The sequence below is a fragment of the Candidatus Nomurabacteria bacterium genome (genome assembly GCA_023898625.1).
GTDB lineage: Bacteria > Patescibacteriota > Saccharimonadia > Saccharimonadales > JAGQNJ01 > HK-STAS-PATE-36.
In genome coordinates this window covers 436,649-458,589 of the sequence record CP060231.1, presented here as the reverse complement: position 1 = coordinate 458,589, position 21,941 = coordinate 436,649, and the positions used below count along the sequence as shown (strand labels likewise).

Sequence of the window (21,941 nt, the reverse complement as noted above, 5' to 3'; positions counted from 1 at the left end):
ACTATATCTCACTTTCCTTCAAGATTTGATTTCTTGTCTTGGTACAGTGACCGGCCAAAAAACGCTCTGCGCACAGAATCCCTAAATATGCCTCCTCAATTCTACCTTGCTCTTCGTAATACTCTCCTGCTTCCTCATCAAAATATCTAAGATATGCAGAACTCAATTCTGCCAGCTCTTTGTTCGAAGAATACTGTTCTGGACATTCTATACGATATCTTCTAGTTTGGAGGAACGAATCAACACTTCTGAAATAACAACTCCCGTTAACATCAAAGTCAACGTAAGGATTACCCTTTCCAGGACAACCATCACACAAAAATGGTTCTTTTTCTGGCATTAGTCTTCCTTGTTGTCGACGACTTCGCCTTCAACTGGTTCGTCTTTACTGGATTCTTTATCTTCTGACTTGGCGTCTTTACTTTCAGATTCTTCCTTCTGAGCCTGCTCATACATTTTGGCGCCTATTGGCATCAACTTGTCAGATAGTTCTTTGCCAGCCTCTTCCAGGGCATCTTTTTCAGCTTTTTCATCACTTGCGACTTTTTTGGCTTTTTCAACTGCCTCTTCAAGTGCTTTGGCATCTTCTTCGCTTAGCTTATCTTTATTGTCCGATTTCATCTTCTCTGCCTGATATATTGCGCTGTCAAGATGATTTCTTGCTTCTACCGCTTCACGCTTTTTCTTGTCTTCTTCTGCATGAGCCTCCGCCTCTTTTGCTGCCTTTTCGACATCTGCTTTATCAAGATTACCACTGTTCTGGATGGTAATTGATTGCTCTTTACCAGATCCCTTATCTTTTGCTGTAACGTTTAAAATACCATTGGCATCAATATTAAAGGTGACTTCGATTTGCGGAACACCCCGTGGCGCGGACGGAATACCATCAAGAACAAATCGTCCTAAACTTTTGTTGTCGGCAACCATTTCACGCTCACCTTGAACAACATGGATCTCAACCTGTGGCTGATTATCGGCTGCTGTGCTAAAAACCTCACTTTTACTTGTAGGAATTGTTGTATTACGCTCGATTAGTTTTGTGGCGACACCTCCAAGTGTTTCAATACCTAGTGATAGCGGAGTTACATCAAGAAGCAACACATCCTTAACGTCACCTTGCAAAACTCCACCCTGAATCGCAGCGCCCACTGCCACCACTTCATCGGGATTAACTCCTTGCATTGGGTCTTTCCCAAAAATACTTTTAACTTTTTCGACAACTGCTGGCATTCGCGTCATACCACCAACCAAAATAATTTCATCGATATCTTTGGCAGTCAGCTTCGCATCTTTTAGGGCTTTTTCACATGGAACCGCAGTTTGGTCGATTAGCTCCTGAACTAAATCTATTAATTTTGCTCTAGTTAGCTTGTATTCAAAGTGTTTTGGACCCTCGGCATCAGCAGTCAAGAATGGCAAATTAATGTCTGTGACTTCTGTGGTAGATAGCTCCTTCTTGGCTTTTTCAGCTTCCTCTTTAAGTCGTTGCATGGCGGCCTTGTCGTTTTTTATGTCAATACCGCTTTCTTTCTTGAATTCGTCAACAAAGTGATTGACAATCCTAAGATCAAAATCCTCTCCGCCTAAGTGAGTATCTCCATTGGTTGATAACACCTCAAAGACACCATCACCCAAGTGCAGAATAGAAACATCGAAAGTTCCACCACCAAGGTCAAAGACAACAACCTTTTCTTCTTTACCTTTCTTATCAATTCCATAAGCAAGTGCTGCAGCAGTTGGTTCGTTAATAATACGCTTCACTTCTAGGCCAGCAATCTTACCTGCGTCTTTTGTGGCTTGTCGTTGAGAATCATCAAAATATGCAGGAACAGTAATTACAGCTTCTGAAACTGGCTCACCCAAGAACGCTTCTGCGTCAGCCTTAAGTTTACTCAGAATCATTGCGCTTACTTCTTCTGGGCTGTACTCTTTATCGGCCATCTTAACTTTTACGCCAGATCCACTCTTTACGATATCATAAGGCATTAGTTCTATGTCTTTTTGAACTTCTTTATCGTTGAAATTACGGCCAATTAATCGCTTTACGCCAAAGATAGTGTTCTTTGGATTAATAACTCTCTGTCGGTTGGCAACCTGACCCACTAAGCGTTCATTATTTTTGTTAATAGCTACCACGCTTGGGGTAGTGCGATTCCCTTCAGAATTTGTAATAATTTCTGGCTTTCCGGCCTGCATTACAGCCATAGCTGAGTTTGTTGTTCCTAAGTCTATTCCTATTATCTTACCCATTTGATTATCCTTTCGTTAGCAATTTACCTATTAGAGTGCTAAAACAATTGTATCATACACAAATTGGCACTCGCAAGTCAAGAGTGCTAGTTTATTGTTTTTGGACCTTAACCATTGCGTGGCGTAAAACAGCATCTTCGAGCATATATCCAGACTGTAACTCTCCTATAATAATCTCTTTCTCGCCTACTCCGTCTTCTGCGCCAACTGCTTCATGCAGGTTTGGATCAAACCGTTGACCAATTGTTGGTATTTTTGCCACGCCTAAATCTGTAAGTGTCTTTTCAAATTGCTTAACAATCCCGCTAACACCTTTCACAAAATCATTATTTTCAATATCTTTAGGGACATGCCTAAGAGCTCTTTCAAAATTATCGATAACCGGCAATAGCTCTTCTACAACCTGAATTTTCACCACCTTTTTAACACTTGACAATTGCTCATCGTGACGACGGCGCACGTTGATAATATCTGCACGTTCTCTTTGTAGTGCGTCAGTCAAATCTGCTACTTGTTGTTGCAAAATTTGTAATTCATCGTTGGTTGTTGGTGATGATTTCTTAGCCATACATTGCCTCCTCTAGTGTTTTGCCTGCACGTCGAACTAATGTCATAACATCTCGATAGCTTTGCCTTGTTGGGCCAAGCACTCCAATATAACTACGGTCTGAAAATGGACTAGTGAAACGACTAACTATTAGTGTGCATCCCGCGCTTCGTCCAACTGGGTTTTCTTTACCAATATAAACACTAAGTGGCTCATTGGGAGCCGCTTCATATAGCCATGGCTCTAGATTATCCAACAACCTAGCTACCTCACGGACTTGACTGCTATTGATAAATTCTGGTTGCCCAAACAAATTTGAAAGCCCACTCATGTATAATTGGTCTCCTATTGTAGCTAACCCTAAATTGTGCGTTAATTCTACTAAGGTGTCTACGGTATTACGAATGGCTTTTTCTGGTACACCTCCATGTGCTCGCGTTGTCAAAGCTTTCTCGGCACGAGGAACAGATTTGGATACCTCTGAATTATCTATACTATTCACATAAAATCGATACCCCTTATCAGTGGGTATCCTACCAGCACTTGTGTGTGGGTGTGTAATGTAACCATGTTTTTCCAGCTCTGCCATTTCTGCACGAATTGTCGCAGACGAAACATCAAACACCTTCGCCAATAAACTCGAGCCTACTGGGCTCGCTACTTCGGCATACTGCTCAACAATGGCCTGCAAAATTCGTTGCTGTCTATCTGTCATGGTTATCTCCTATAGTAGTAATTCTACCCTTTTAGCACTTAATGGTCAAGAGTGCTAATCTTTTACTTTATCCCTATCGGTTGTATAATCAATCCATGCAAGAAACTGAACTAGAAATCATTCGTACATGGTTATCAACTGGGTCAATTAATATATTCGGACGACCCTTCTCCGGCAAAGACACCCAAGCACGCATATTGTCAAACGTATTTAACGCCCCTATTATCGGAGGTGGAGATATTATTCGCGCATCTACTCACGAACAAATAAAATCACACATTGCAACTGGTAAACTAGCGCCACAAAAAGAATATCTTGCCATGGTTTTACCATACTTAAAACGTGTAGAATATAGTGATAGACCCTTGATTTTCAGCTCACTCGGTAGATGGCACGGAGAAGAAGAGCCAATCTGTAAATCTGCGACAGAAGCATCACACCCACTGAAAGCTGTGATTCATTTAAATATCAGTGAGGAAGAAGTAATAGCAAGATGGAGAAATGCCATAAAATTAGGCGATAGGGGGAATCGTGATGATGATAATCAAGACTCTATAAATGTTCGATTGTCAGAATTTAAATCCAAAACCTTGCCAGTAATTAACTATTACAAGAAACGTAATCTTCTAATAGAAGTTGATGGATCTCAAGAAAAATCAAAGGTAACAAGTGATATTTTAAACAAACTACAAGAGTTTTCGACAAAATAGGAGGTCATAATATGAATAAAGTTGCTACAGATTTTAACCTTAAAGATCAAAACGATGAAACAGTCAGTTTGAAAAGCTATTTGGGTAAATGGGTGGTGCTTTACTTCTATCCAAAAGATGACACCCCAGGCTGTACCACAGAGGCCTGTAATTTTAGAGATGCTAGAGATGACATAGTAAAACTAAACGACACGGTTATAATTGGTATCAGTAAGGACTCTGTTGCAAGTCATGCAAAATTCGCTAAGAAGTATGGGCTAAATTTCAAGCTACTGAGTGACCCAGATCACAAAATTATAGAAACATACAATTCCTGGGGGAAAAAGAAATTCATGGGAAGAGAATTTACTGGAACCCTAAGAAACACCTTCTTGATAAGTCCAGAGGGACTTATTGTGAAAGAATATCTGGGCGTCAACCCCAAACAACATAGCTCAGAGATCATTCGGGATCTAAAGACCCTGCAACAAACTAACTAGAGATAGTTACTTCTTCCATAATGCCAGTAATTTTCCAAGATCGTCAATTAGAACTTTACCATCAGGCACTCCGTTCGCACCATTACAATCGCCATCTTTACCAACTACAACTGTCTTCTTCCAGTTTGCTAATAGTTTAGACAGATCTGGCAGGTAAACTAGACCGTTATTATCAAAATCACACGGTTTTGATGCAGGTGTAGTGCTTGGAACAGTTATACTAACACTAGAGCTTGCTATATTACCGGCCGAATCTTTGGCCTCTACTGTTATGTTATGTAAGCCACTTCCAAGAGATGATGTGTTTAGCGACAACTCGTAAGGTTGCGCGTTGAATACTTTTTTTGACACTCCATCAACGAATATCTCAGCATGTACAACCCCGACATTGTCAGATGCGTTAAAAGCAACCACAAACTGACCATTTTGTTGAGAATTATTTGCTGGAGACGTTATGGAAATTGTTGGTTTGATAGTATCTGCCGGAGGACTAACTATAGATCCATAACTTGCAGTTGTCCACTTACAGAAGTTTTTTGATGTAGACCCATCCTCACAGGTAACAGTTGGAGGATCGACAACATAAAGATTGTCTTTTGTTATTAGTCCCTTTAATAAGTCGTTACCCCCTAGATCAGGCCCCATCCCTAAGTCTTTCCACTTCTGTGCGTTCTCTGGATTCACGCCACCAGCCATCTGTATATCCGGCCTTGCCCCGTTAGTATCTACAACAATCATCCCATAATCACGTATAGCTTTAGCGAATGTTCTCGCGGTGTCGGCTCTGGTTGGGTTCTGTACTAAGTCGGGCCTAGAGCGTATCCATGACTCAATATCATCGTATGATAAATCAATCGCAAATCGCATACCTTCCGGAATTGTTTTGTCTATTGAGTAGATTGAACGATATGGTTCAGCAAAACGAGACTCCTGTGAAACACCACCCCATTCAAATTTACTAGCCGGTGCGACGGCAGTGCCACACGTCTTACCCTCCGCATTAGTGCCAAGCTGAGCTTTAGTACAAATTGACCCATAAGAAGTATTCGGCATAGAGATACCTATAGCATGACGGATTTCTTTAGCCTTAACTTCATCTGGCATTACAACACCAGCATAGTATGATATACCTACCCCTCGATCGCCCACCGACCCTTCATATGTTCTATAATCAACGTAATTGCCATTACGATCACGGTTAACATTAATTGACATACCACATATACGGTCACCCGAAAGAAGTAAACAACCCCCTGCATTATATCCCCAAATAGTATATATTCGTCCCATGGTGGGTCCCGGTCTGTCGTCTAAGATAATCATTTCATTATCTCCACCCATTCCAGTTTTCCATGCTGGGTTCCAGGGAATCGGTGTATCAGGATAACTACTTTCGTATCCTGGTTTTGCCACTAATGGATCACTATTCCATTTTACGCCATCAAGATTTGATGGAACAGACCCACCCGTTGCCGCTATCATGATTTTTACGTTTGTGGTGGATTTACTGGCCAAATAAACTTCCCTAGTAAATAATCCAGCTAGTCCATCTGGATCAAATAATGTTGGTGGTCCAGGGAATCCGGGCGATGCACCAACAATACCATTCATGACATCTGCAGACGCACTACCATCATTCAAGTGTCCCCATTCAATAAATCTATTGGCATAATCCGCTGATTTTGCATATCGAGGCAAGTTACAAACAGGCTGATTCCAAACAGCATTGCCAAAAGGAACCTGGTAACTATAATTTGAAACCGTTGCCCCACAAGAGGCAGACGCAGTAGGCGTTGCTGCCTTACTATTATTCAATACCCATGCCCCCACAAGTGCAAAAATTAATATCCCGATAATTAAGACAAGTCTCCGTCTTTTGTGTAATTCTACTTTTACTTTCGCCAACATCTTTCGTTTCTGTCTATTGCTCTTCTTTTTACCCATAATTTTTACATAATCATTATAGGTACTTTAACAACAAAACAATGGTTATGCAAACGCCAAGCTAGTCTCTTTTCAGAAGTACGGTGAATGCCTCAGCAGGTATGTCAACTGAACCGAACCGTTTCATCCGTTCTTTGCCACGCTTCTGTTTTTCAAGTAATTTTTTTCGCCGTGTCACATCACCGCCATATAGTTTTGCAGTAACGTCTTTACGATAAGAACTAACGTCTTCACGCGCAATAAACTTACCACCAATTCCTGCTTGTAGCGCAACCTTAAACTGCTGTCGCGGAATAACATCTTTTAATTTTTTAACTATCTCTCGCCCAAGGCTTTGCGCTTCAGATCGATGCACGATAACAGATAATGCCTCAACCATATCGCCCGCCACATAAAAGTCAACCTTAACCAAATCTTCAGCACGATATTCTGCTAGTTCGTAGTTAAAAGTACCATATCCACTAGTCACGGTTTTAAGCTGATCGTAAAAATCTGTTAATAAATTAGCTAACGGCGCTTCAAAATTTATGACAGTCAGATCGTCGACATATGATATATTTTTTTGCAAACCTCGTTTGCTAGCAACTAGCTGTATAACAGCTCCTACATACTTTTGCGGCACGACAACTTCTCCTGAAATCCACGGCTCTTTTATTTCGGCAATATTAGTTACGTCTGGTAGTTCCGAGGCGGATCTTATCTCAACTTCTTCCCCACTATTCAAAATAATTTGATAATCAGTCGATGGATTGGTAACGATTAATTCTAGGTCATACTCACGTTCTAGCCGTTCTTTGATGATGTCCATGTGCAATAAACCCAAAAATCCAATACGCATTCCAAATCCTAAAACTGGTGAATTTTCAGGACTAAACTGTAATGCAGAGTCAGACAAAGACAACTTCTCGATCGCTTCTTTGAGAGTGGCGTAAAATTCGTTGCTAGTCGGGAAAAACCCGGCATATACAAATGGCTTAACATCTTTATATCCGGGTAGGGGTGATACGGCCGGGTTCTTTGCTATAGTGATAGTGTCACCAACTTTTGCCTCTCTTGTACTTTTAAGATTTGTCACTATGTAGCCGATTTCGCCAGTTTCAATTTGTGGTAATGATGACATGTCTGGTTTTAGGGCTCCTACTTCAAGGGCAATTCCCTGAGCACCAGTAGCTATCATAACGATCTCGTCATTCTTTTTCAGCGCACCATCCACCAAACGAACATACAAAATAACCCCACGATAATCATCATAGTAGCTATCAAATATTAGTGCCCTTGCCCGATCTTTGCTAGTTCCGGTAGGTGGAGGTATGTCAGAAACGACTTTTTCTAATACAGCATCGACGCCTTGTCCGGTTTTTGCAGATATGTGTAAGATTTCTTCTTTTTTACATCCCAACAAGGAAATTATTTCGTCACTGACCTTATCGGGGTTCGAAGCAGGCAAATCAATCTTATTAAGTACCGGTATGATCTTTAAATCGCTAGCGATAGCCAAATACACATTCGCTAAGGTCTGTGCTTGGATACCTTGAGAAGCATCAACAACCAAAATAGCACCCTCACATGCCTGCAAACTTCGGGAAACTTCATAACTAAAGTCTACATGCCCCGGGGTATCAATAAGGTTTAACTGATGTCCTTTATACTCCATGCGTACAGGTTGCAGTTTGATTGTTATTCCTTTTTCTCGCTCAAGATCCATTCTATCCAGTAGTTGAGCTTTCATATCACGTTTTTTTACAGTATCGGTCAACTCTAAAAGCCTGTCGGCTAAAGTTGATTTTCCGTGATCAATATGCGCAATAATGCAAAAGTTCCTAATTTTTTCCTGCATAATTGTATCTAGTATAACAGAGGTACGAATAAACGACTAGTTGAGCTTAAACCCTTATTGGTTTTAGGATAATTTCTTTGGTTTTGGCTACTACGATTTTTGCTTGATCTAAACCAAAAATAAATGAAACAATCAAATGAGTGGTAAATGTTATTCCGCCAACTATAAATAACTTACTCCCCAATGCGACAATTCCTTTGTCTGAAAGATTAAGTGGAAACAAAGAAATAGCAACAAAAGCAGAAAGAACACTAAACCCTGCTACTGATATCAACTTGAGTATATTAGACCAAAAATACATATTGAAAATTTTTCGATCACGAATCATCATAACTATCATTAAAATACCGACCTCACTCAACGCCACAATCGACTGAGCCAATGCAAGACCAGCGACTCCATACGAATCTGATTTGGCCAATGTGAAAGCCAAGTAGATATTAAGCCCGATAGCAAAAATTGATACATAAAGTGGAGTCAACGTATCTTTATATGCATAGAAGTATCTTGATAACATCGAGTAGATTATCCTACCAACAATCGCAGCAATTAAATACCCAAATATCAGTGCAACTTCAGGCGCCACATCACCAAAAATAACGCGAGCAAGATACCCACGAGTAAAATACCCGACAATCGCCACCGGAGTTACTAACCATAACATAGTCAGAAGCACTTTAACAAAATCACGTCTAAACAAATCTGGTCTATTTTGCGAAAGTCTCTCGATGAGTCTTGGAAAAGCCGCCGTTGCAATTGAGTTACCAATTAACATTATAGGCACATTATGTAGTGTTGTGGCATAGGTGTAATAGCTAACCGGACCAACACCCAGCGCTTGGGCTCTGTTGATTTCTACGACGCTGTTTATCTGATCTATTCCTTGGTCTAGTGATCTTGGAGGTATTTGTCTTAGCACAAACCTAAAGTCAGCACTCTTCCAGTTTATTTTAGGAGAGTACCTATATCCTAATCCTGTTAAGCCGAGTAAAGAAACTAACATTTGCAATATTCCACCAACTAGAGCCCCAATACCTAAGCCAACTACACCAATATTATCCTTAAATAAAAAAACCGAAATTATTATCGATACATTATAAAAGAGAGAAGAAATCGCATAAAAGAAAAACCTTCCGTAAGTCTGTTGCAAAGAGGTAACTATACCTCCGATTGCAAAAAACATTGGATTTAGAGCTAATAATCTCATGATAGTTACGGCTTGGTTAAAGTTTTCAGCAGGCAAATTAGGGGCAAGCGCATGCATTAGAGGTTCTGCAAAGGCAAATATAATAACCGCCACCGCAAACATCGCAATAATCGTTACGTTAAGTAAACTGTTAGTGATATCCTGCACTGCTTTTTTGTTGCCGGATGCGATTTTATCTGCCAATACCGGCATAAATGCTACTCCTAAAGCCCCCGCAGCAATCGTGAAATAAAAGAAATCTGGTATCACAAAGGCAGAAAAGAATGCATCAGATGAACCTGGATTCACCACCGTAAAGTTGGTGCTAATCAACCTATTACGCATAAATCCTAGTAGCTGACCAATCATTGCCACAACAACAAGTAACGTTGCTGCGCTACCAAGTGATATTTTCTTATTAGCGCGACTTAATATTCTATTCATTTGTATTAATTATAGCGATGTAAATCGCAGACGGCTAGTAAAAAATCAGGTTTTAATACAGTGCAGCGGATGAAGGCATATGTGAGCCTTTAAGAATTTCTTCAACTTCTTCTGCCTCAACGGTTTCTTTGAGTAATAACGCTTGCTTTAATTCTTCTAGTTTATGTTTGTTGGCCTTGATGACTTCTCTAGCTCTATGAGCAGCTTCTGTAATTAGGTGCTCTACTTCGTCATCAATAACTTTGGCGGTTTGGTCAGAGTATTCTCTTTCATGCACCAATTTATCAAGCATCATACCATCCTCAACATGAAAAACTTGGTTGCGTAATTTACGCCCCATGCCTTGATTTATCACCATGTCTCTGGCAAGCTCCGCGGCTTTTTGAAGGTCGTTTCCGGCTCCAGTTGTTACCCGTTCGGTGCCATAAACAATCTCTTCGGCAATACGTCCACCCAATGCTCTCGCCAATACATCTTTGTATTCGATAATACTATGGTAGCTTTTGTCTTCAGGGGGGATAAACCATGTTACACCACCTGTTCCACCACGAGGAATAATCGTAACCTTGTGTACCATATCGCTATCTGGTAATACATGCCCAACGATCGCATGTCCGGCTTCGTGATAGGCAGTCATCTCTTTATCTTTGTCGTTCATAATTTTACTCTTGCGCTCTGGCCCAATTGCAACTTTCTCAAAGGCAGACGTAACATCGTTCTGGGTTATTTCTTTGCGGTCATGACGTGCCGCAATTATTGCCGACTCATTTGCTATATTCGATAAATCAGCCCCTGAAGATCCAGCAGTTTTAGCAGCCAAGGCATCTAAATCTACATTGTGAGCCAGTGGTTTTTTGGCAAAATGAACCTTTAAGATTGCTTCTCTGTCTTTTCTGTCAGGCAATCCAATATTTACCCTTCTATCAAAACGACCAGGACGTAATAATGCTGGGTCGAGCACATCTGCCCGGTTAGTTGCCGCCAATATTATTACATTCTGACCCTGCTCAAATCCATCCATTTCAACTAAAATCTGGTTTAGTGTCTGCTCTCGCTCATCATGTCCACCACCCATACCACTACCACGTTTTCGCCCAACAGCGTCAATTTCGTCAACAAAAATTATGCACGGTGCATTCTTTTTGGCTTTGGCAAACAAATCTCGCACCCTTGATGCACCAACTCCCACAAACATTTCTACAAATTCTGAACCAGAAATACTAAAAAATGGCACGTTAGCTTCACCGGCTACCGCACGAGCTAACATGGTTTTTCCTGTTCCTGGAGGCCCAACCAATAAAACACCTTTTGGAATCTTAGCGCCGACTGATTCGAACTTTTTGGGATACTTCAAAAATTCGACAACTTCTTCTAGATCTTCTTTTGCTTCTTCAGTTCCGGCAATATCCTTGAATATAACTTTGTCCTTTTCGTTACCGTACAACCTAGCTTTGCTTTTACCAAAGCTCATTGCCTGATTGCCTTGACCCTGCGCACTCCTTAGCATAAAGAACAAAACTGCCGTTATTATTAGTACCGGTAGTATAGAGATACCTAAGTTAGCCCAAGTGCTACCACTATTTGACTCTTGTTTAACCTCGACTGTTGTCTTGCCTTGCTCTAGGCCTTGTTCATAAATACTAGACCCTGGTTCTTTGCGAGACTGTATTGTTGCAGAAGATTCACCCTTCTTTGTAACTTCTAGTTCATTACCGGTAATAGTTATGTGCTCTACTTCACCCTTGTTTGCTTGTTCAACAACCTCAGATAAGGGAACTTCTTTCAGTTTACTAGGTTGATTATAGGCAGCAAAAACTATTAAACCAAACAATATTATAAGAGCAATAAAACCAACGCTCTTAAACCCACGATTACGGTTATAATCTTTATTTCCACCTTTACGTTTAAATGCTTTTTTATCCATATACTTGCAACATTATACAGAGTTGTCTTAAATGTGGCTACTAAAAACTAAGATAGCTTACAACCCCGTATTAGGACTTCCTACAGCTAGTGTAGCTAGGCCTACTGGGTCTACTATGGTTCCGTTAGTGGTGTTGTCTATGTCTAGTTGTTGTCCGTCAGTAACTTGGTAGGTTACTTTGGTTACTGGTTTATTGTCTATAGTTAGGTTAGTTAGTGTAGGGTTAGCTATAGTAAGGAAAGAGTTATTGTTAGGGTTATGTTTTCTTAGAGTGTAGTTAGTACTATCTAGGTTGTAGTAGTAGAGATTTATGGTAGCAGTAAAGCCTGGGGTGTTACAGTCAGTAGTGAAGTTAGTTAGTCCTACTGGATAGTTATAGCCAGAGTCTTTTATAGTTAGGTTATCTTCACTAGTTGTAGTAGTGGCAGTGATACTACATTCACTAGATGTTTGGAGTACTACATAGCTATTTGTTACTGGGTTAACATAGCTAGCTACATTAGCTTGAGTGCTATCGGCTATGCCATCGTTGTTAGCATCGCCAGAGTTGGGGGAAGAGTTTTCGATGGTGTCGGGGATACCATCAGAGTCGGAGGAAGGTTCTTCTGGGGTTTCAGGTTCTTCGCTAGGGTAGGCGAACTTTTGGATGCGGTTGTTGCCAGAATCAGCTACATAGACATTGCCGGAGGAGTCGGTGGTGATGCCTACGGGTGAATTAAACTCCCCATCAGCCGAGCCAGAAGCTCCCCACTTGGTGAGGAAGGTGCCGGTGGAGGTGAACTTTTGGATTCGGTTGTTGCCCATATCAGTCACATAGACATTGCCGGAGGAGTCGGTGGTGATGCTGGCAGGATAGCTAAACTCCCCATCAGCCGAGCCAGATGCTCCCCACTTGGTGAGGAAGGTGCCGTTAGCATCGAACTTCTGGATGCGGTTGTTGCCCATATCGGCTACATAGACATTGCCAGAGGAGTCGGTGGTAATGCCAAAAGGATCATTAAATTCTCCATCGGCTGAACCACTACTGCCCCATTTGGCTAGGAAGGTGCCGGTGGAGTTGAACTTTTGGATGCGGCGGTTGCCCATATCAGTCACATAGACATTGCCGGAGGAGTCGGTGGTGATGCCACGAGGGTGATTAAACTCACCATCTGCCGAGCCAGTAGCTCCCCACTTGGTGAGGAAGGTGCCGGTGGAGGTGAACTTTTGGATTCGGTTGTTGCCCATATCAGTCACATAGACATTGCCGGAGGAGTCGGTGGTGATGCTAGGGGTGCATTAAACTCCCCATCAGCTGAGCCATTACTGCCCCATTTGGCTAGGAAGGTGCCAGTGGAGCATGAACTTTTGGATGCGGTTGTTGCTGTATCGGCGACGTAGACATTGCCGGAGGAGTCGGTGGCGATGCTATATGGGAAGTAGAATTTACCGTTTTCACTGCTAGGCATACCAAATTTAAGTAGGAAAGTTCCAGAGGAGTCAAACTTTTTGGATACGGTTGTTGCTAGAATCTGCAACATAGACATTGCCGGAGGTGTCGGTGGTTGCGCCGAGGAGTATTAAACTCACCATCTGCCGAGCCGTTACTGCTCCCATTTGGTTAGGAAAGTGCCGGATGGGTCGAACTTTTGGATGCGGTTGTTGTTGTATCTGCCACGTAGACATTGCCAGGAGGTGTCGGTGGTTATGCCACGAGGTGTATTAAACTCACCATCTGCTGTGCCATATGTTCCCCACTTAGCTAGGAAGGTGCCGGTGGAGTCGAACTTTTGGATACGGTTGTTGCTAGAATCTGCAACATAGACATTGCCGGAGGAGTCGGTGGTTGCCGGCAGAGGATAGCAAACTCCCATCTGCCGAGCCAGATGTTCCCCACTTAGCTAGGAAGGTGCCGGTGGAGGTGAACTTCTGGATACGGTAGTTGTAGGTATCTACGACATAGACATTGCCAGAGGCGTCGGTGGTTATGCCTTGGGGAGAGTCAAACTCACCATCTGCTGAGCCAGATGTCTCCCCACTTAGCTAGGGAAGGTGCCGGTGGAGGTGAACTTCTGGATACGGTAGTTGTAGGTATCTACGACATAGACATTGCCAGAGGCGTCGGTGGTTATGCCTTGGGGAGAGTCAAACTCACTCATCTGCTGAGCCATATGTTCCCCACTTAGCTAGGAAGGTTCCAGAAGAGTCGAACTTGGATGCGATTGTTGTCAGAATCTGCGACATAGACATTGCCAGAGGCGTCGGTGGTTACGTCTTAGGGATATTGAGTTTAATACCATCGTTCGTGCCAACGGTCCAGGCATGCTCAGGCACACTCAGTAGGTAGTGGTGTAGCATTGGCTGTATTGGTGGTTAATGGTATGAGGGTGGTTATAGTGAATAGTAGGGATAGTACTTAGATAGTTTATAATTTTTACTTTGTTTTGTTATAGATAGCTTAGTTAGTAGGTCTTTCATGGTTAGTTTATTTATTACACCCTCTTTTTTATTAATTTAATGTTATATAAGAAATTATTTCTTATAGTGCTTATGATAGATGATATAAGGGGAGAGTGCAAGGAGGTGTATCCGTCCATAACATTCTGGACTCCTGTTGGCTTAATTGTAACACTTCTAGTAAGTACTGCATTGGACTTTTTAAACCAAGTCCATAATGTGGTCTTTTTGTGTTATACCATATACACCAGTCCATCAATGAATTATTGAAATCCTCAAGGTCATAGGCTAGATTATCTAGGTTCCAGTCTATAAACTCTTCTTGGATGCTACGGTTAAATCTTTCAACCATTCCGTTATTCTTAGGTCTTTTGGGATAGTTCCAGAGCTGTTCAATGTTTCGTTCATCACAGGCTCTTATGAAGTGTTTGTAGAACTCACTACCATTGCTCATGATGCACTCGTCTGATCTCAAATGGGGTAACAGCTTGCAGTTTGTTCAGGAAGTCTGCTGCGTTGGTACTACTGGGGCTAGTATAGCCATAGGCAAAGCCGAATCTACCTTTTGTAATCTACTGCTGTAAGTACATAACGGCGTATACCGTTTATAAACTTAACAATAGTGTCTCATCTGTAGCATATCTCCTGGTTGCTCAGGCTGATAACCATTCCTGCGGTTGTTTATTGAGTCTTGGCTTACGACTTTTGTTTCTCAAGTAGTTTGCCGGTAGCACCTGAAACGGTTAACCTGGTATATTTTGGTAATAGGCCTTGAAACTTAAGTCTTTGAGGATTCTACCTACGGTAGATGCCGAAGGTGGTTTTAGATTCCAAGCTGTACACTCATCTTTGAGTAATACGGCTTCAGCTTATCTTTACTTTAGCTTAGGGTGTAAGCTTCTTTGTTCTAGAATAAAGTTAGTAATACGCATATCTACCATTCGCTTGCGTTTGTGTTTTGGTGCAGTGCTCTTTGGAGCTAAACATCTGAGTGAGCCATTGTTATCCTTTAGACGCCTCTTCCAGCTGAACACAGTGCTCCTACTTACGCTAAAAGCTTGTCTGGTGGCTTGTTCCCCGAAATCATCATAGAACTGAATTATCTTGAGTCTTTGCTCAATTACATGTTTATATGGGTGTTGGGTTATGTCTTGTATAGATCTCATAGTCTTACGAGCATAACCCCTCAAGAATGATTCAGTATATATCTGTTGCATAAAAAGACTCCTTCCCAGCTAGCTATCGCTAGCCTTCAGGAGTCCAATATGTTTCTGAACTTATGCAGTACTTGTTGTGCTATATACTACAGAGTATCTTTCCGAATCGTGGATACTAGACATAAACGATCTTCACAAAGATTAACACTTAATTCTTTGCTGATGTTTGTTTTCTTTCCAGGAGTAAGAGTTTTTGCGTTAATAACAATTTTTTCTATTAATTTTGAGTCAAAATCAATATTGTTGCGTCTTAGCCAATACGCCACCAGCTCCTTTGAAAGATTATGTGGTAGCATTATCACCAGATGACGATTTAAGCAATTATCCTTACCTACAAGCGCACTCAGGATTGCGTCTATCTCTTTATTTATATTCACAAACTTCTGTTGTTCAGCTAAAAGGTATTGTTTCTGACTTACGGTTAGTTTTGGGATAATATTGTGTCTCACCCAATTGCGTAAATATCCATCATCACTATTTGTAGAATCTTCTCGCCATTTTAGATTGCTAATTTTCGCATATTCTAAAATTTTTGTTTTTGGAATAGACACTAATGGTCTGATAATCTCGCTACTGCTCTGTAGTGAACTTATACCTTTTCTGCCGGTACCTCGTAACATATTAATAATAACTGTTTCTAGTACGTCATCTTGGTGATGCGCTGTAATAATAGCCTGAGCGTTGTGCTTTTTCTTGACTGCTTGTAGATATGAATATCGAGCATTACGTGCTAATTCTTCGCTGGCTTTTGCGCCCAAATTTCCTTCTGTAAACTCAAACTCCAAATTGTATTTTTTAGCTAAATCTTCAACAAACTTTCTGTCTTGTTCTGAATCACTCCGAATACCATGATCAAAGTGCGCCACAATCAATTCATTGTTGTGCTGTTTGGCTAATATATCCAATAAAACCACCGAATCAACCCCGCCAGAAACAGCAATAATATATTTTCCGGGCTTAATTTGAACTTCCATTTGTTATATTATATAACAATGACTCATTTATACTTCGTTAGACACGGCTTAAGTCAATTAAACAAAGAAAGACGAGTAGCTGGCATCACAGAAACACCTCTAACCAAAGAAGGAAAACTACAGGCTAAAATAACTGGAGAAAAATCAAAAAATCTTGGCATTGAACATATAATATCTTCTCCACTTTCGCGTGCTTATGACACTGCTAAGATAATTGCCAAAGAAATAGGGTATCCGATCGATAAAATAGAAGTAAACCCATTGTTTATTGAACGTAATTTTGGTGCTATGGAAAATCAACCATACACACCAGATACTGATTATGATGGGATTGCCGATGCCGAAAAACTTGATGTATTTTTGGCTCGCGCTAAACAAGCCATAGCATACCTACATACTCTGCCCTATGGCAAAATCTTAGTAGTCAGCCATGGAGCCACTGGGCGCGCTCTTAGACATCACCTGGATAAAGACAAACCATTTGACTTTCCAGAGAGATATTCAAATGCTGAACTTGTGGAATGGATAATTACTTAGGTTTTATATCGAAAGTCCGAATACGGCTTCTATCTAGCGAAAAATCATACCATCTTGGCTGACCAGGCATCTCTATTACTTCACCATCTTTGATACTATTGATTGCAGGCTCAAGCCCTGTTTCTACTTGCAAAACAACTCTTGGAACAAACAAACTTTCGCTTTCTTGACCCGGTAAAACAACTACAGATTTTATTCTATCTTTATAAAGCATTGTTTTGTGGCTTTCGATAATTTTGCTTGGCACAGAATATGCTCTAATCAATAAATCGTAATTTGATGTGTATCTAGTTGTAATTTTAGGAAAGGCTATCTCTACAACCTGAGCGTTTAGAATTTCATCTTTAAGCTCCGCGAGCTTTTGATCTAGGTTTAGTTCTTCAATTGATTTAAGCATAGGGTTGGGCTTGTTCGATAAATAGCTTGCGGTGTCGTTTATCGATCTGATTAATATTTCGGTATCTGCAAACTGTACTAATTCGAAATGTTGATCATTTTGACGAATAACTTCCTCGTCCAGCTCACGAATAAAAAAAGAACCCTGCCCGGGTTCATGTTCTAAATTATTGTCCAGCATCTTCATACTAGAATTCTATTTTACACCATAACTATATATTTTTCAAATTTAATTGGTGTCGGTGGTGGGGATCGAACCTACGACCTCAGGCTTATGAGTCCTGCGCTCTAACCAACTGAGCTACACCGACAAACTAACAGATGAGATTGTAGCATATCTAAATAATTTTGACTATGAATCTGTGATATTTCGCACATTTATATATCTACTAGCTGTAAACATAATATTGAGAGCCTTACTGCGCTATACTTATATTATGAAAGATAGCAACCTACTTCGTGAAATAGAACCAAGCCTAGAACAAGCTTACGATGAGCATATGCAATCCATTGCTAGCAAGCAAGACGGACTGCCAGATAAGCGCCCGTTTTCGCCAATGGAACAATTAGCTAGATCTGCAAATACTGGACCTGACCCCTTAGAATACGGCGTGGTTCTTCGTGAAGATTACAATGCACATGTATCTGTTTTTGCAGAAAAATACGCTATTGATATACGGGCTATTATGGGTGCTTCGTTTCTGGTAAATTTGCTGACCGAAGACAATCTGCCCCACTACACTAGCCGTATCCATAGCAAAGTTCATGAAAGTCCAGCCTTATCGGCTTTTGCCAATGAATGGACAGCCGAAGAAGATACTCACGGTGTAATAATGCGTGATTACGCGTTGTTGTCTGGGATGATTGGCGAAAATGAACTATCTGCAATATCTCAATCAAGCTACCACCAAGGCCGAGTGCAACAATTACGTACCGGGACAGAGATTGATCCACAGGATCTACAAGTTGCATTTTCTTATCTCACACTACAAGAACACCTCACTAAAGAAGCTCACAAAAAAGAAGGTTGGATTTTGCCACCAACCGGTAGAAAAATAATGAACCCAGTAGCAGGAGATGAACAGAATCATTATGAGTTTTACCGCAAGGCAAGCCAAGCATCGCTTGATGTAGATCCAGATGGAACGTTAACTGCTATGAACCGCGTATATAAAGAATTTTCGATGCCAGGCAGGCTGGGCATTCCTAATTTTGATAAACTCGCCCTGATAATTGGTTTGTCAGGAATTTTTGATCTTGAAACAATTACGCAATCTATGCAAACTGTCGCGAAAAAACTAAACATCGCTAATGCTAAACCAAAGACAGATGAAGGCAAAGACGCCAAAGAGTCTTTGCTAGCTAGAACAAGCAATGAAGCTGTTAGTGAGCAACGAATTCTTATGGAAAGCCTTAGGGATCAACAACCAACTTCCACTGATAATGGATTAGCGCCATTCGTGTTAGGAAAAACCGTAGAGTATACATACAAAGGTCACTCTAACCACAAAAGACCAACTGGCATTGTACCTATTAGAGCCCAGCAATAAAATTGTCGCCTAGTAATACTAGGCGACAACAGCTCTATCTTAATCTTCGAATAACTCATCGAAATCAAGTAAAGCTTGATCTGCAGTGGGCGTTAGCTCGTATACTAGCCCACCTAATACTTGCGTAGCCATAGTGACAACGCCTTTCTGGTTTAGTTTTATATTTGTGAGGTTTTTGTTTGTCTGTTAAGACCTTTATAGTTTACCTACTATCAAATAGATCTGTCAACAAAAAAATAGGCACATATTGATGCCTATTTTATTGGATAGCTTAGGCTATTTAGCTTTTTTCTTATTGTCGTTGTCTTCAGGTTCTTCATTAAGCCCCTTGCGAAGCTCTCGTGCAGACTCGCCGATAGACCGTGATAATTTTGGCAATCGACTTGCGCCAAACAACAATAATAGAATTAGCAGTATAATTAATAGTTCTGGGACACCCAAACCAAACATTATAAATTCTCCCTCTCTTGCTTATATTTACTTTGTAATCATAACTAAAAAAACCGTGTATAGCAAGATAAAAGCTGTAGTCATATATTGGTAATGTATCTATGCAATACAATTATCCTACGCCATTCCTAACTGAGTACTATTTCTATTCTTTGGCTTAATCCGACGATTATCACGCCATACTACACCAATTGATGTTTGATAAAGGGCAATGATCGGTGCAGCCATGAGTGCTTGGTTTATTGGATCTGGCGTGGGGGTCAGAATTGCGGCAACAATAAAGCTAACCAAAATTACAATACGTTGTTGCTTTAGTAGTCGTGCTGGCTTGAGGGGCTTAACCTTGTTGATAAACGAAAACACCAATGGCATCTGAAATAATAAAGCAAATCCAGCCATATAAATCATAACAAAATTAAAGTATTCTTGAGCACTAATTAAAGAAGAAACTTGCTGATTGGTGAAGTTATTCAAGAAATGTAATGCAGCTGGCAAGCTCACAAAATACGCAAAAGCTACCCCACCTAATGCTAGCAATATTGAAATGATAATAATCTTGATAAAACTATACGAGATATGAGGAGGAATTGCTGGAGATATAAACTTAAAAATGTTGTATATGATGACCGGAACCGCCAATATAAACCCAAAAAACAGACAGATCTTTATCAGGAAATCAAACCCACCTGTTGGGCTTGTATAGAATAATTGCTGGCCAAGTGGCTTAACTAACCAGGCAATAATTTGGTCCTGGTACTTATAACCTAAAACACCTCCGAATACTAGCGCCAACACACACCATAGTGTTCTTCTTCTAAATTCACCAATATGATCAGCAAGTGGCGATTTGTGTGCGTGCCTGAAATAGGTTGGTTTATACATTCTACTAGACACGTCATCTAGTGTTTCTTCGTCTATTTCTAATAGCTCTTTGTAATTGGTTTGCCTTAGTTTGGCGTAACTATCACCAAGCAACACTTTTTTTATCGCTGATCTGCCAATATTTTTTGATGCAGAATCTGCAATAATCTTTTTATTACCATCTTCTCTGCTTGCGTTTACTGCTACAAAGTTACGCGATGTATTTTTTTTAGTGCGTTTTGCCGGAACTATATCACCACTAACAGACCTTCTTGGAGACTCCTTTTTCATAATCTACTTATAGCATAGTATCTATAGAAACATAAGTAAAATGTTTGTATAGTTAATGTTGACCTCCTCACCTCTGTTTGATATAATTACAGCTGATATTGCTCACAGATACAAAAGTTTTTTGTTGCAAGGTGCTATATTTATCATCGCGGGATGGAGCAGCGGCAGCTCGCGTGGCTCATAACCACGAGGTCCCAGGTTCGAGTCCTGGTCCCGCAACCAACAAAAGTGACCCAGTTTATGGGTCTTTTTTGTTATTGTAAAGTAAAGACGAGAACCTGGATGCGCAATTTGCCACAGGTTCGCTCATGACGAACAAGCACAGATGCTTGCATCGAGCATGTGAGGAAATGGGTCGAATTAATGAGACCGCCCCTGGTCCCGCAACCAACAAAAGTGACCCAGTTTATGGGTCTTTTTTGTTATTGTTGTATGATAAATACATGAACAAGCATGATCGGGACTCTAGGTTTAGTACTCTATATGCTTTAATTATTGGTTTTTTTGTTGCGTTTTGCATTGGTCTTGTTATTGTTTATATACTTCGCGACAACATTCTACATATAGTGTTCTAAGGTATTAGTGATGAAAGAAGAATCTTCCCCATGACTCAAGGTTCTTTTGATATGTTGGCTTTGAATCATCTACTTTTTTTTGTGCTTGTTCGCTTGATTGGATTGAGCTCTCAACAGTGTGTTTCATTGCAACGTCTTTAGGAATAATTACTACTGTCTCTCCGGGTCCTGCCTTGCCTAGTTGTTCTCGCGCGGCGAGCTCTAGATATTCATCAGTTTCCAGGTATTGGTTCTTTATTTTGAGATTGTTATTTTTTAACTCTTGAATCTCATTTTCTTTTTGTTTAGCGACAACTTGTTTTTGAACATCGTAGTTAGACTGAATGGCCTTTACTGTACTCCAACTTACCAACAAGACAATAATTACAAATATAACCTGCCCAGAAAAGCGAACATCACTTAATCGTTTAATAAAATGAGTACTGGTAGTTTTTATTTTTTGCAACATAAATACATAATCATTATATAACGAAAGTAATTTCTGATATAATCCACTCTGTTACTCATTACTGAGATACACTAATTGCAAGGGGGTGTAGCTCAGTGGTTAGAGCAGTCGGCTCATAACCGATTGGTCGTTGGTTCAATTCCAACCACCCCCACCACTTTTTTCGATTA

Annotated in this window: 25 protein-coding genes, 3 tRNA genes and 1 pseudogene; 6 read left to right on the top strand and 23 right to left on the bottom strand. The window is 40.7% G+C overall.

Going from position 1 to position 21,941, the window contains the following annotated elements:
- Position 1: 1 nt before the first annotated feature.
- The 4 genes from H6793_02375 to H6793_02360 all read right to left on the bottom strand — a co-directional run bounded on the left by H6793_02375 (position 2) and on the right by H6793_02360 (position 3,512).
- Positions 2 to 340: a hypothetical protein gene (locus H6793_02375; GenBank protein ID USN95163.1), complete on the bottom strand. Its 339-nt coding sequence runs from the start codon at positions 338 to 340 to the stop codon at positions 2 to 4.
- Complete coding sequence (gene dnaK / locus H6793_02370) at positions 340 to 2,250, bottom strand: molecular chaperone DnaK (GenBank protein ID USN95162.1); 1,911 nt, start codon at positions 2,248 to 2,250, stop codon at positions 340 to 342. Before dnaK ends, H6793_02375 begins: the two co-directional genes overlap by 1 nt.
- A gap of 91 nt (positions 2,251 to 2,341) precedes the next feature.
- A complete protein-coding gene (locus H6793_02365) occupies positions 2,342 to 2,818 on the bottom strand; it encodes a nucleotide exchange factor GrpE (GenBank protein ID USN95161.1) in 477 nt (158 codons plus the stop codon).
- Entirely contained in the window at positions 2,811 to 3,512 is a 702-nt protein-coding gene (locus H6793_02360) for a transcriptional regulator (protein ID USN95160.1), read from the bottom strand. Before H6793_02360 ends, H6793_02365 begins: the two co-directional genes overlap by 8 nt.
- A 95-nt stretch (positions 3,513 to 3,607) precedes the next feature.
- Here H6793_02360 and H6793_02355 point away from each other — a divergent pair, with 95 nt between their 5' ends.
- Positions 3,608 to 4,222 carry a nucleoside monophosphate kinase gene (locus H6793_02355; protein ID USN95159.1) on the top strand — a complete coding sequence of 205 codons (615 nt, stop codon included), beginning with the start codon at positions 3,608 to 3,610 and terminating at the stop codon, positions 4,220 to 4,222.
- Positions 4,223 to 4,233: 11 nt separating this feature from the next.
- Positions 4,234 to 4,701 (top strand): thioredoxin-dependent thiol peroxidase, encoded by a 468-nt coding sequence (gene bcp / locus H6793_02350; protein USN95158.1) that lies wholly within the window; start codon positions 4,234 to 4,236, stop codon positions 4,699 to 4,701.
- Between the two features lie 6 nt (positions 4,702 to 4,707).
- Here the strand turns inward: bcp and H6793_02345 are convergent, their stop codons facing one another.
- From H6793_02345 to tilS, 14 genes and pseudogenes are all read right to left on the bottom strand, one after another.
- The gene (locus H6793_02345; protein ID USN95157.1) at positions 4,708 to 6,645 is read right to left on the bottom strand and encodes an Ig-like domain-containing protein; all 1,938 of its coding nucleotides are present in this window, start codon (positions 6,643 to 6,645) and stop codon (positions 4,708 to 4,710) included.
- A gap of 61 nt (positions 6,646 to 6,706) precedes the next feature.
- Positions 6,707 to 8,482, bottom strand: a complete 1,776-nt coding sequence (lepA, locus tag H6793_02340) for an elongation factor 4 (protein ID USN95156.1) — start codon at positions 8,480 to 8,482, stop codon at positions 6,707 to 6,709.
- A 46-nt stretch (positions 8,483 to 8,528) separates the two neighbouring features.
- The gene (locus H6793_02335; GenBank protein ID USN95155.1) at positions 8,529 to 10,112 is read right to left on the bottom strand and encodes a hypothetical protein; all 1,584 of its coding nucleotides are present in this window, start codon (positions 10,110 to 10,112) and stop codon (positions 8,529 to 8,531) included.
- A 52-nt stretch (positions 10,113 to 10,164) separates the two neighbouring features.
- A complete protein-coding gene (gene hflB / locus H6793_02330; GenBank protein ID USN95154.1) occupies positions 10,165 to 12,036 on the bottom strand; it encodes an ATP-dependent zinc metalloprotease FtsH in 1,872 nt (623 codons plus the stop codon).
- A gap of 57 nt (positions 12,037 to 12,093) precedes the next feature.
- The gene (locus H6793_02325) at positions 12,094 to 13,263 is read right to left on the bottom strand and encodes a hypothetical protein (protein USN95153.1); all 1,170 of its coding nucleotides are present in this window, start codon (positions 13,261 to 13,263) and stop codon (positions 12,094 to 12,096) included.
- A 5-nt stretch (positions 13,264 to 13,268) separates the two neighbouring features.
- On the bottom strand, positions 13,269 to 13,556 hold the full coding sequence (locus H6793_02320; protein USN95152.1) for an SBBP repeat-containing protein: 288 nt from the start codon (positions 13,554 to 13,556) through the stop codon (positions 13,269 to 13,271).
- Entirely contained in the window at positions 13,516 to 13,632 is a 117-nt protein-coding gene (locus H6793_02315) for a hypothetical protein (protein USN95151.1), read from the bottom strand. Before H6793_02315 ends, H6793_02320 begins: the two co-directional genes overlap by 41 nt.
- Complete coding sequence (locus H6793_02310; protein ID USN95150.1) at positions 13,620 to 13,889, bottom strand: hypothetical protein; 270 nt, start codon at positions 13,887 to 13,889, stop codon at positions 13,620 to 13,622. Before H6793_02310 ends, H6793_02315 begins: the two co-directional genes overlap by 13 nt.
- Positions 13,822 to 14,004, bottom strand: a complete 183-nt coding sequence (locus tag H6793_02305; GenBank protein ID USN95967.1) for a hypothetical protein — start codon at positions 14,002 to 14,004, stop codon at positions 13,822 to 13,824. The genes H6793_02310 and H6793_02305 overlap by 68 nt, the downstream gene beginning before the upstream one ends.
- A gap of 50 nt (positions 14,005 to 14,054) precedes the next feature.
- Complete coding sequence (locus H6793_02300; GenBank protein USN95149.1) at positions 14,055 to 14,174, bottom strand: hypothetical protein; 120 nt, start codon at positions 14,172 to 14,174, stop codon at positions 14,055 to 14,057.
- 23 nt (positions 14,175 to 14,197) lie between these two features.
- Positions 14,198 to 14,287 (bottom strand): annotated as a pseudogene (locus tag H6793_02295) (hypothetical protein).
- Positions 14,288 to 14,563: 276 nt separating this feature from the next.
- A complete protein-coding gene (locus tag H6793_02290; protein ID USN95148.1) occupies positions 14,564 to 14,926 on the bottom strand; it encodes a transposase in 363 nt (120 codons plus the stop codon).
- Between the two features lie 421 nt (positions 14,927 to 15,347).
- The gene (locus H6793_02285; GenBank protein USN95147.1) at positions 15,348 to 15,689 is read right to left on the bottom strand and encodes a hypothetical protein; all 342 of its coding nucleotides are present in this window, start codon (positions 15,687 to 15,689) and stop codon (positions 15,348 to 15,350) included.
- An 86-nt stretch (positions 15,690 to 15,775) separates the two neighbouring features.
- Complete coding sequence (tilS, locus tag H6793_02280) at positions 15,776 to 16,663, bottom strand: tRNA lysidine(34) synthetase TilS (GenBank protein ID USN95146.1); 888 nt, start codon at positions 16,661 to 16,663, stop codon at positions 15,776 to 15,778.
- Between the two features lie 18 nt (positions 16,664 to 16,681).
- Between tilS and H6793_02275 the strand changes: the two genes are divergently transcribed.
- Positions 16,682 to 17,200 carry a histidine phosphatase family protein gene (locus H6793_02275; protein USN95145.1) on the top strand — a complete coding sequence of 173 codons (519 nt, stop codon included), beginning with the start codon at positions 16,682 to 16,684 and terminating at the stop codon, positions 17,198 to 17,200.
- Here H6793_02275 and H6793_02270 read toward each other — a convergent pair.
- A complete protein-coding gene (locus tag H6793_02270; GenBank protein USN95144.1) occupies positions 17,193 to 17,783 on the bottom strand; it encodes a hypothetical protein in 591 nt (196 codons plus the stop codon). The genes H6793_02275 and H6793_02270 overlap by 8 nt on opposite strands.
- A gap of 47 nt (positions 17,784 to 17,830) precedes the next feature.
- A tRNA-Met gene (locus H6793_02265) sits at positions 17,831 to 17,907 on the bottom strand.
- Between the two features lie 126 nt (positions 17,908 to 18,033).
- On the opposite strand from H6793_02265, the gene H6793_02260 reads away from it, so the two are divergent.
- A complete protein-coding gene (locus H6793_02260) occupies positions 18,034 to 19,146 on the top strand; it encodes an acyl-ACP desaturase (protein ID USN95143.1) in 1,113 nt (370 codons plus the stop codon).
- A gap of 276 nt (positions 19,147 to 19,422) precedes the next feature.
- Here the strand turns inward: H6793_02260 and tatA are convergent, their stop codons facing one another.
- Together tatA and tatC are read right to left on the bottom strand one after the other, a co-directional pair.
- Positions 19,423 to 19,596, bottom strand: coding sequence for a twin-arginine translocase TatA/TatE family subunit (tatA, locus tag H6793_02255; GenBank protein USN95142.1), 174 nt, complete (start codon positions 19,594 to 19,596; stop codon positions 19,423 to 19,425).
- Positions 19,597 to 19,713: 117 nt separating this feature from the next.
- On the bottom strand, positions 19,714 to 20,748 hold the full coding sequence (gene tatC / locus H6793_02250) for a twin-arginine translocase subunit TatC (protein USN95962.1): 1,035 nt from the start codon (positions 20,746 to 20,748) through the stop codon (positions 19,714 to 19,716).
- A gap of 147 nt (positions 20,749 to 20,895) precedes the next feature.
- Between tatC and H6793_02245 the strand changes: the two genes are divergently transcribed.
- Positions 20,896 to 20,970: transfer RNA gene (locus H6793_02245), tRNA-Met, on the top strand.
- A gap of 357 nt (positions 20,971 to 21,327) precedes the next feature.
- On the opposite strand, the gene H6793_02240 is transcribed toward H6793_02245, so the two are convergent.
- Positions 21,328 to 21,771 (bottom strand): septum formation initiator family protein, encoded by a 444-nt coding sequence (locus tag H6793_02240; GenBank protein ID USN95961.1) that lies wholly within the window; start codon positions 21,769 to 21,771, stop codon positions 21,328 to 21,330.
- Positions 21,772 to 21,852: 81 nt separating this feature from the next.
- Here H6793_02240 and H6793_02235 point away from each other — a divergent pair.
- Positions 21,853 to 21,928 (top strand) — tRNA-Ile (locus tag H6793_02235).
- Positions 21,929 to 21,941 lie beyond the last annotated feature (13 nt).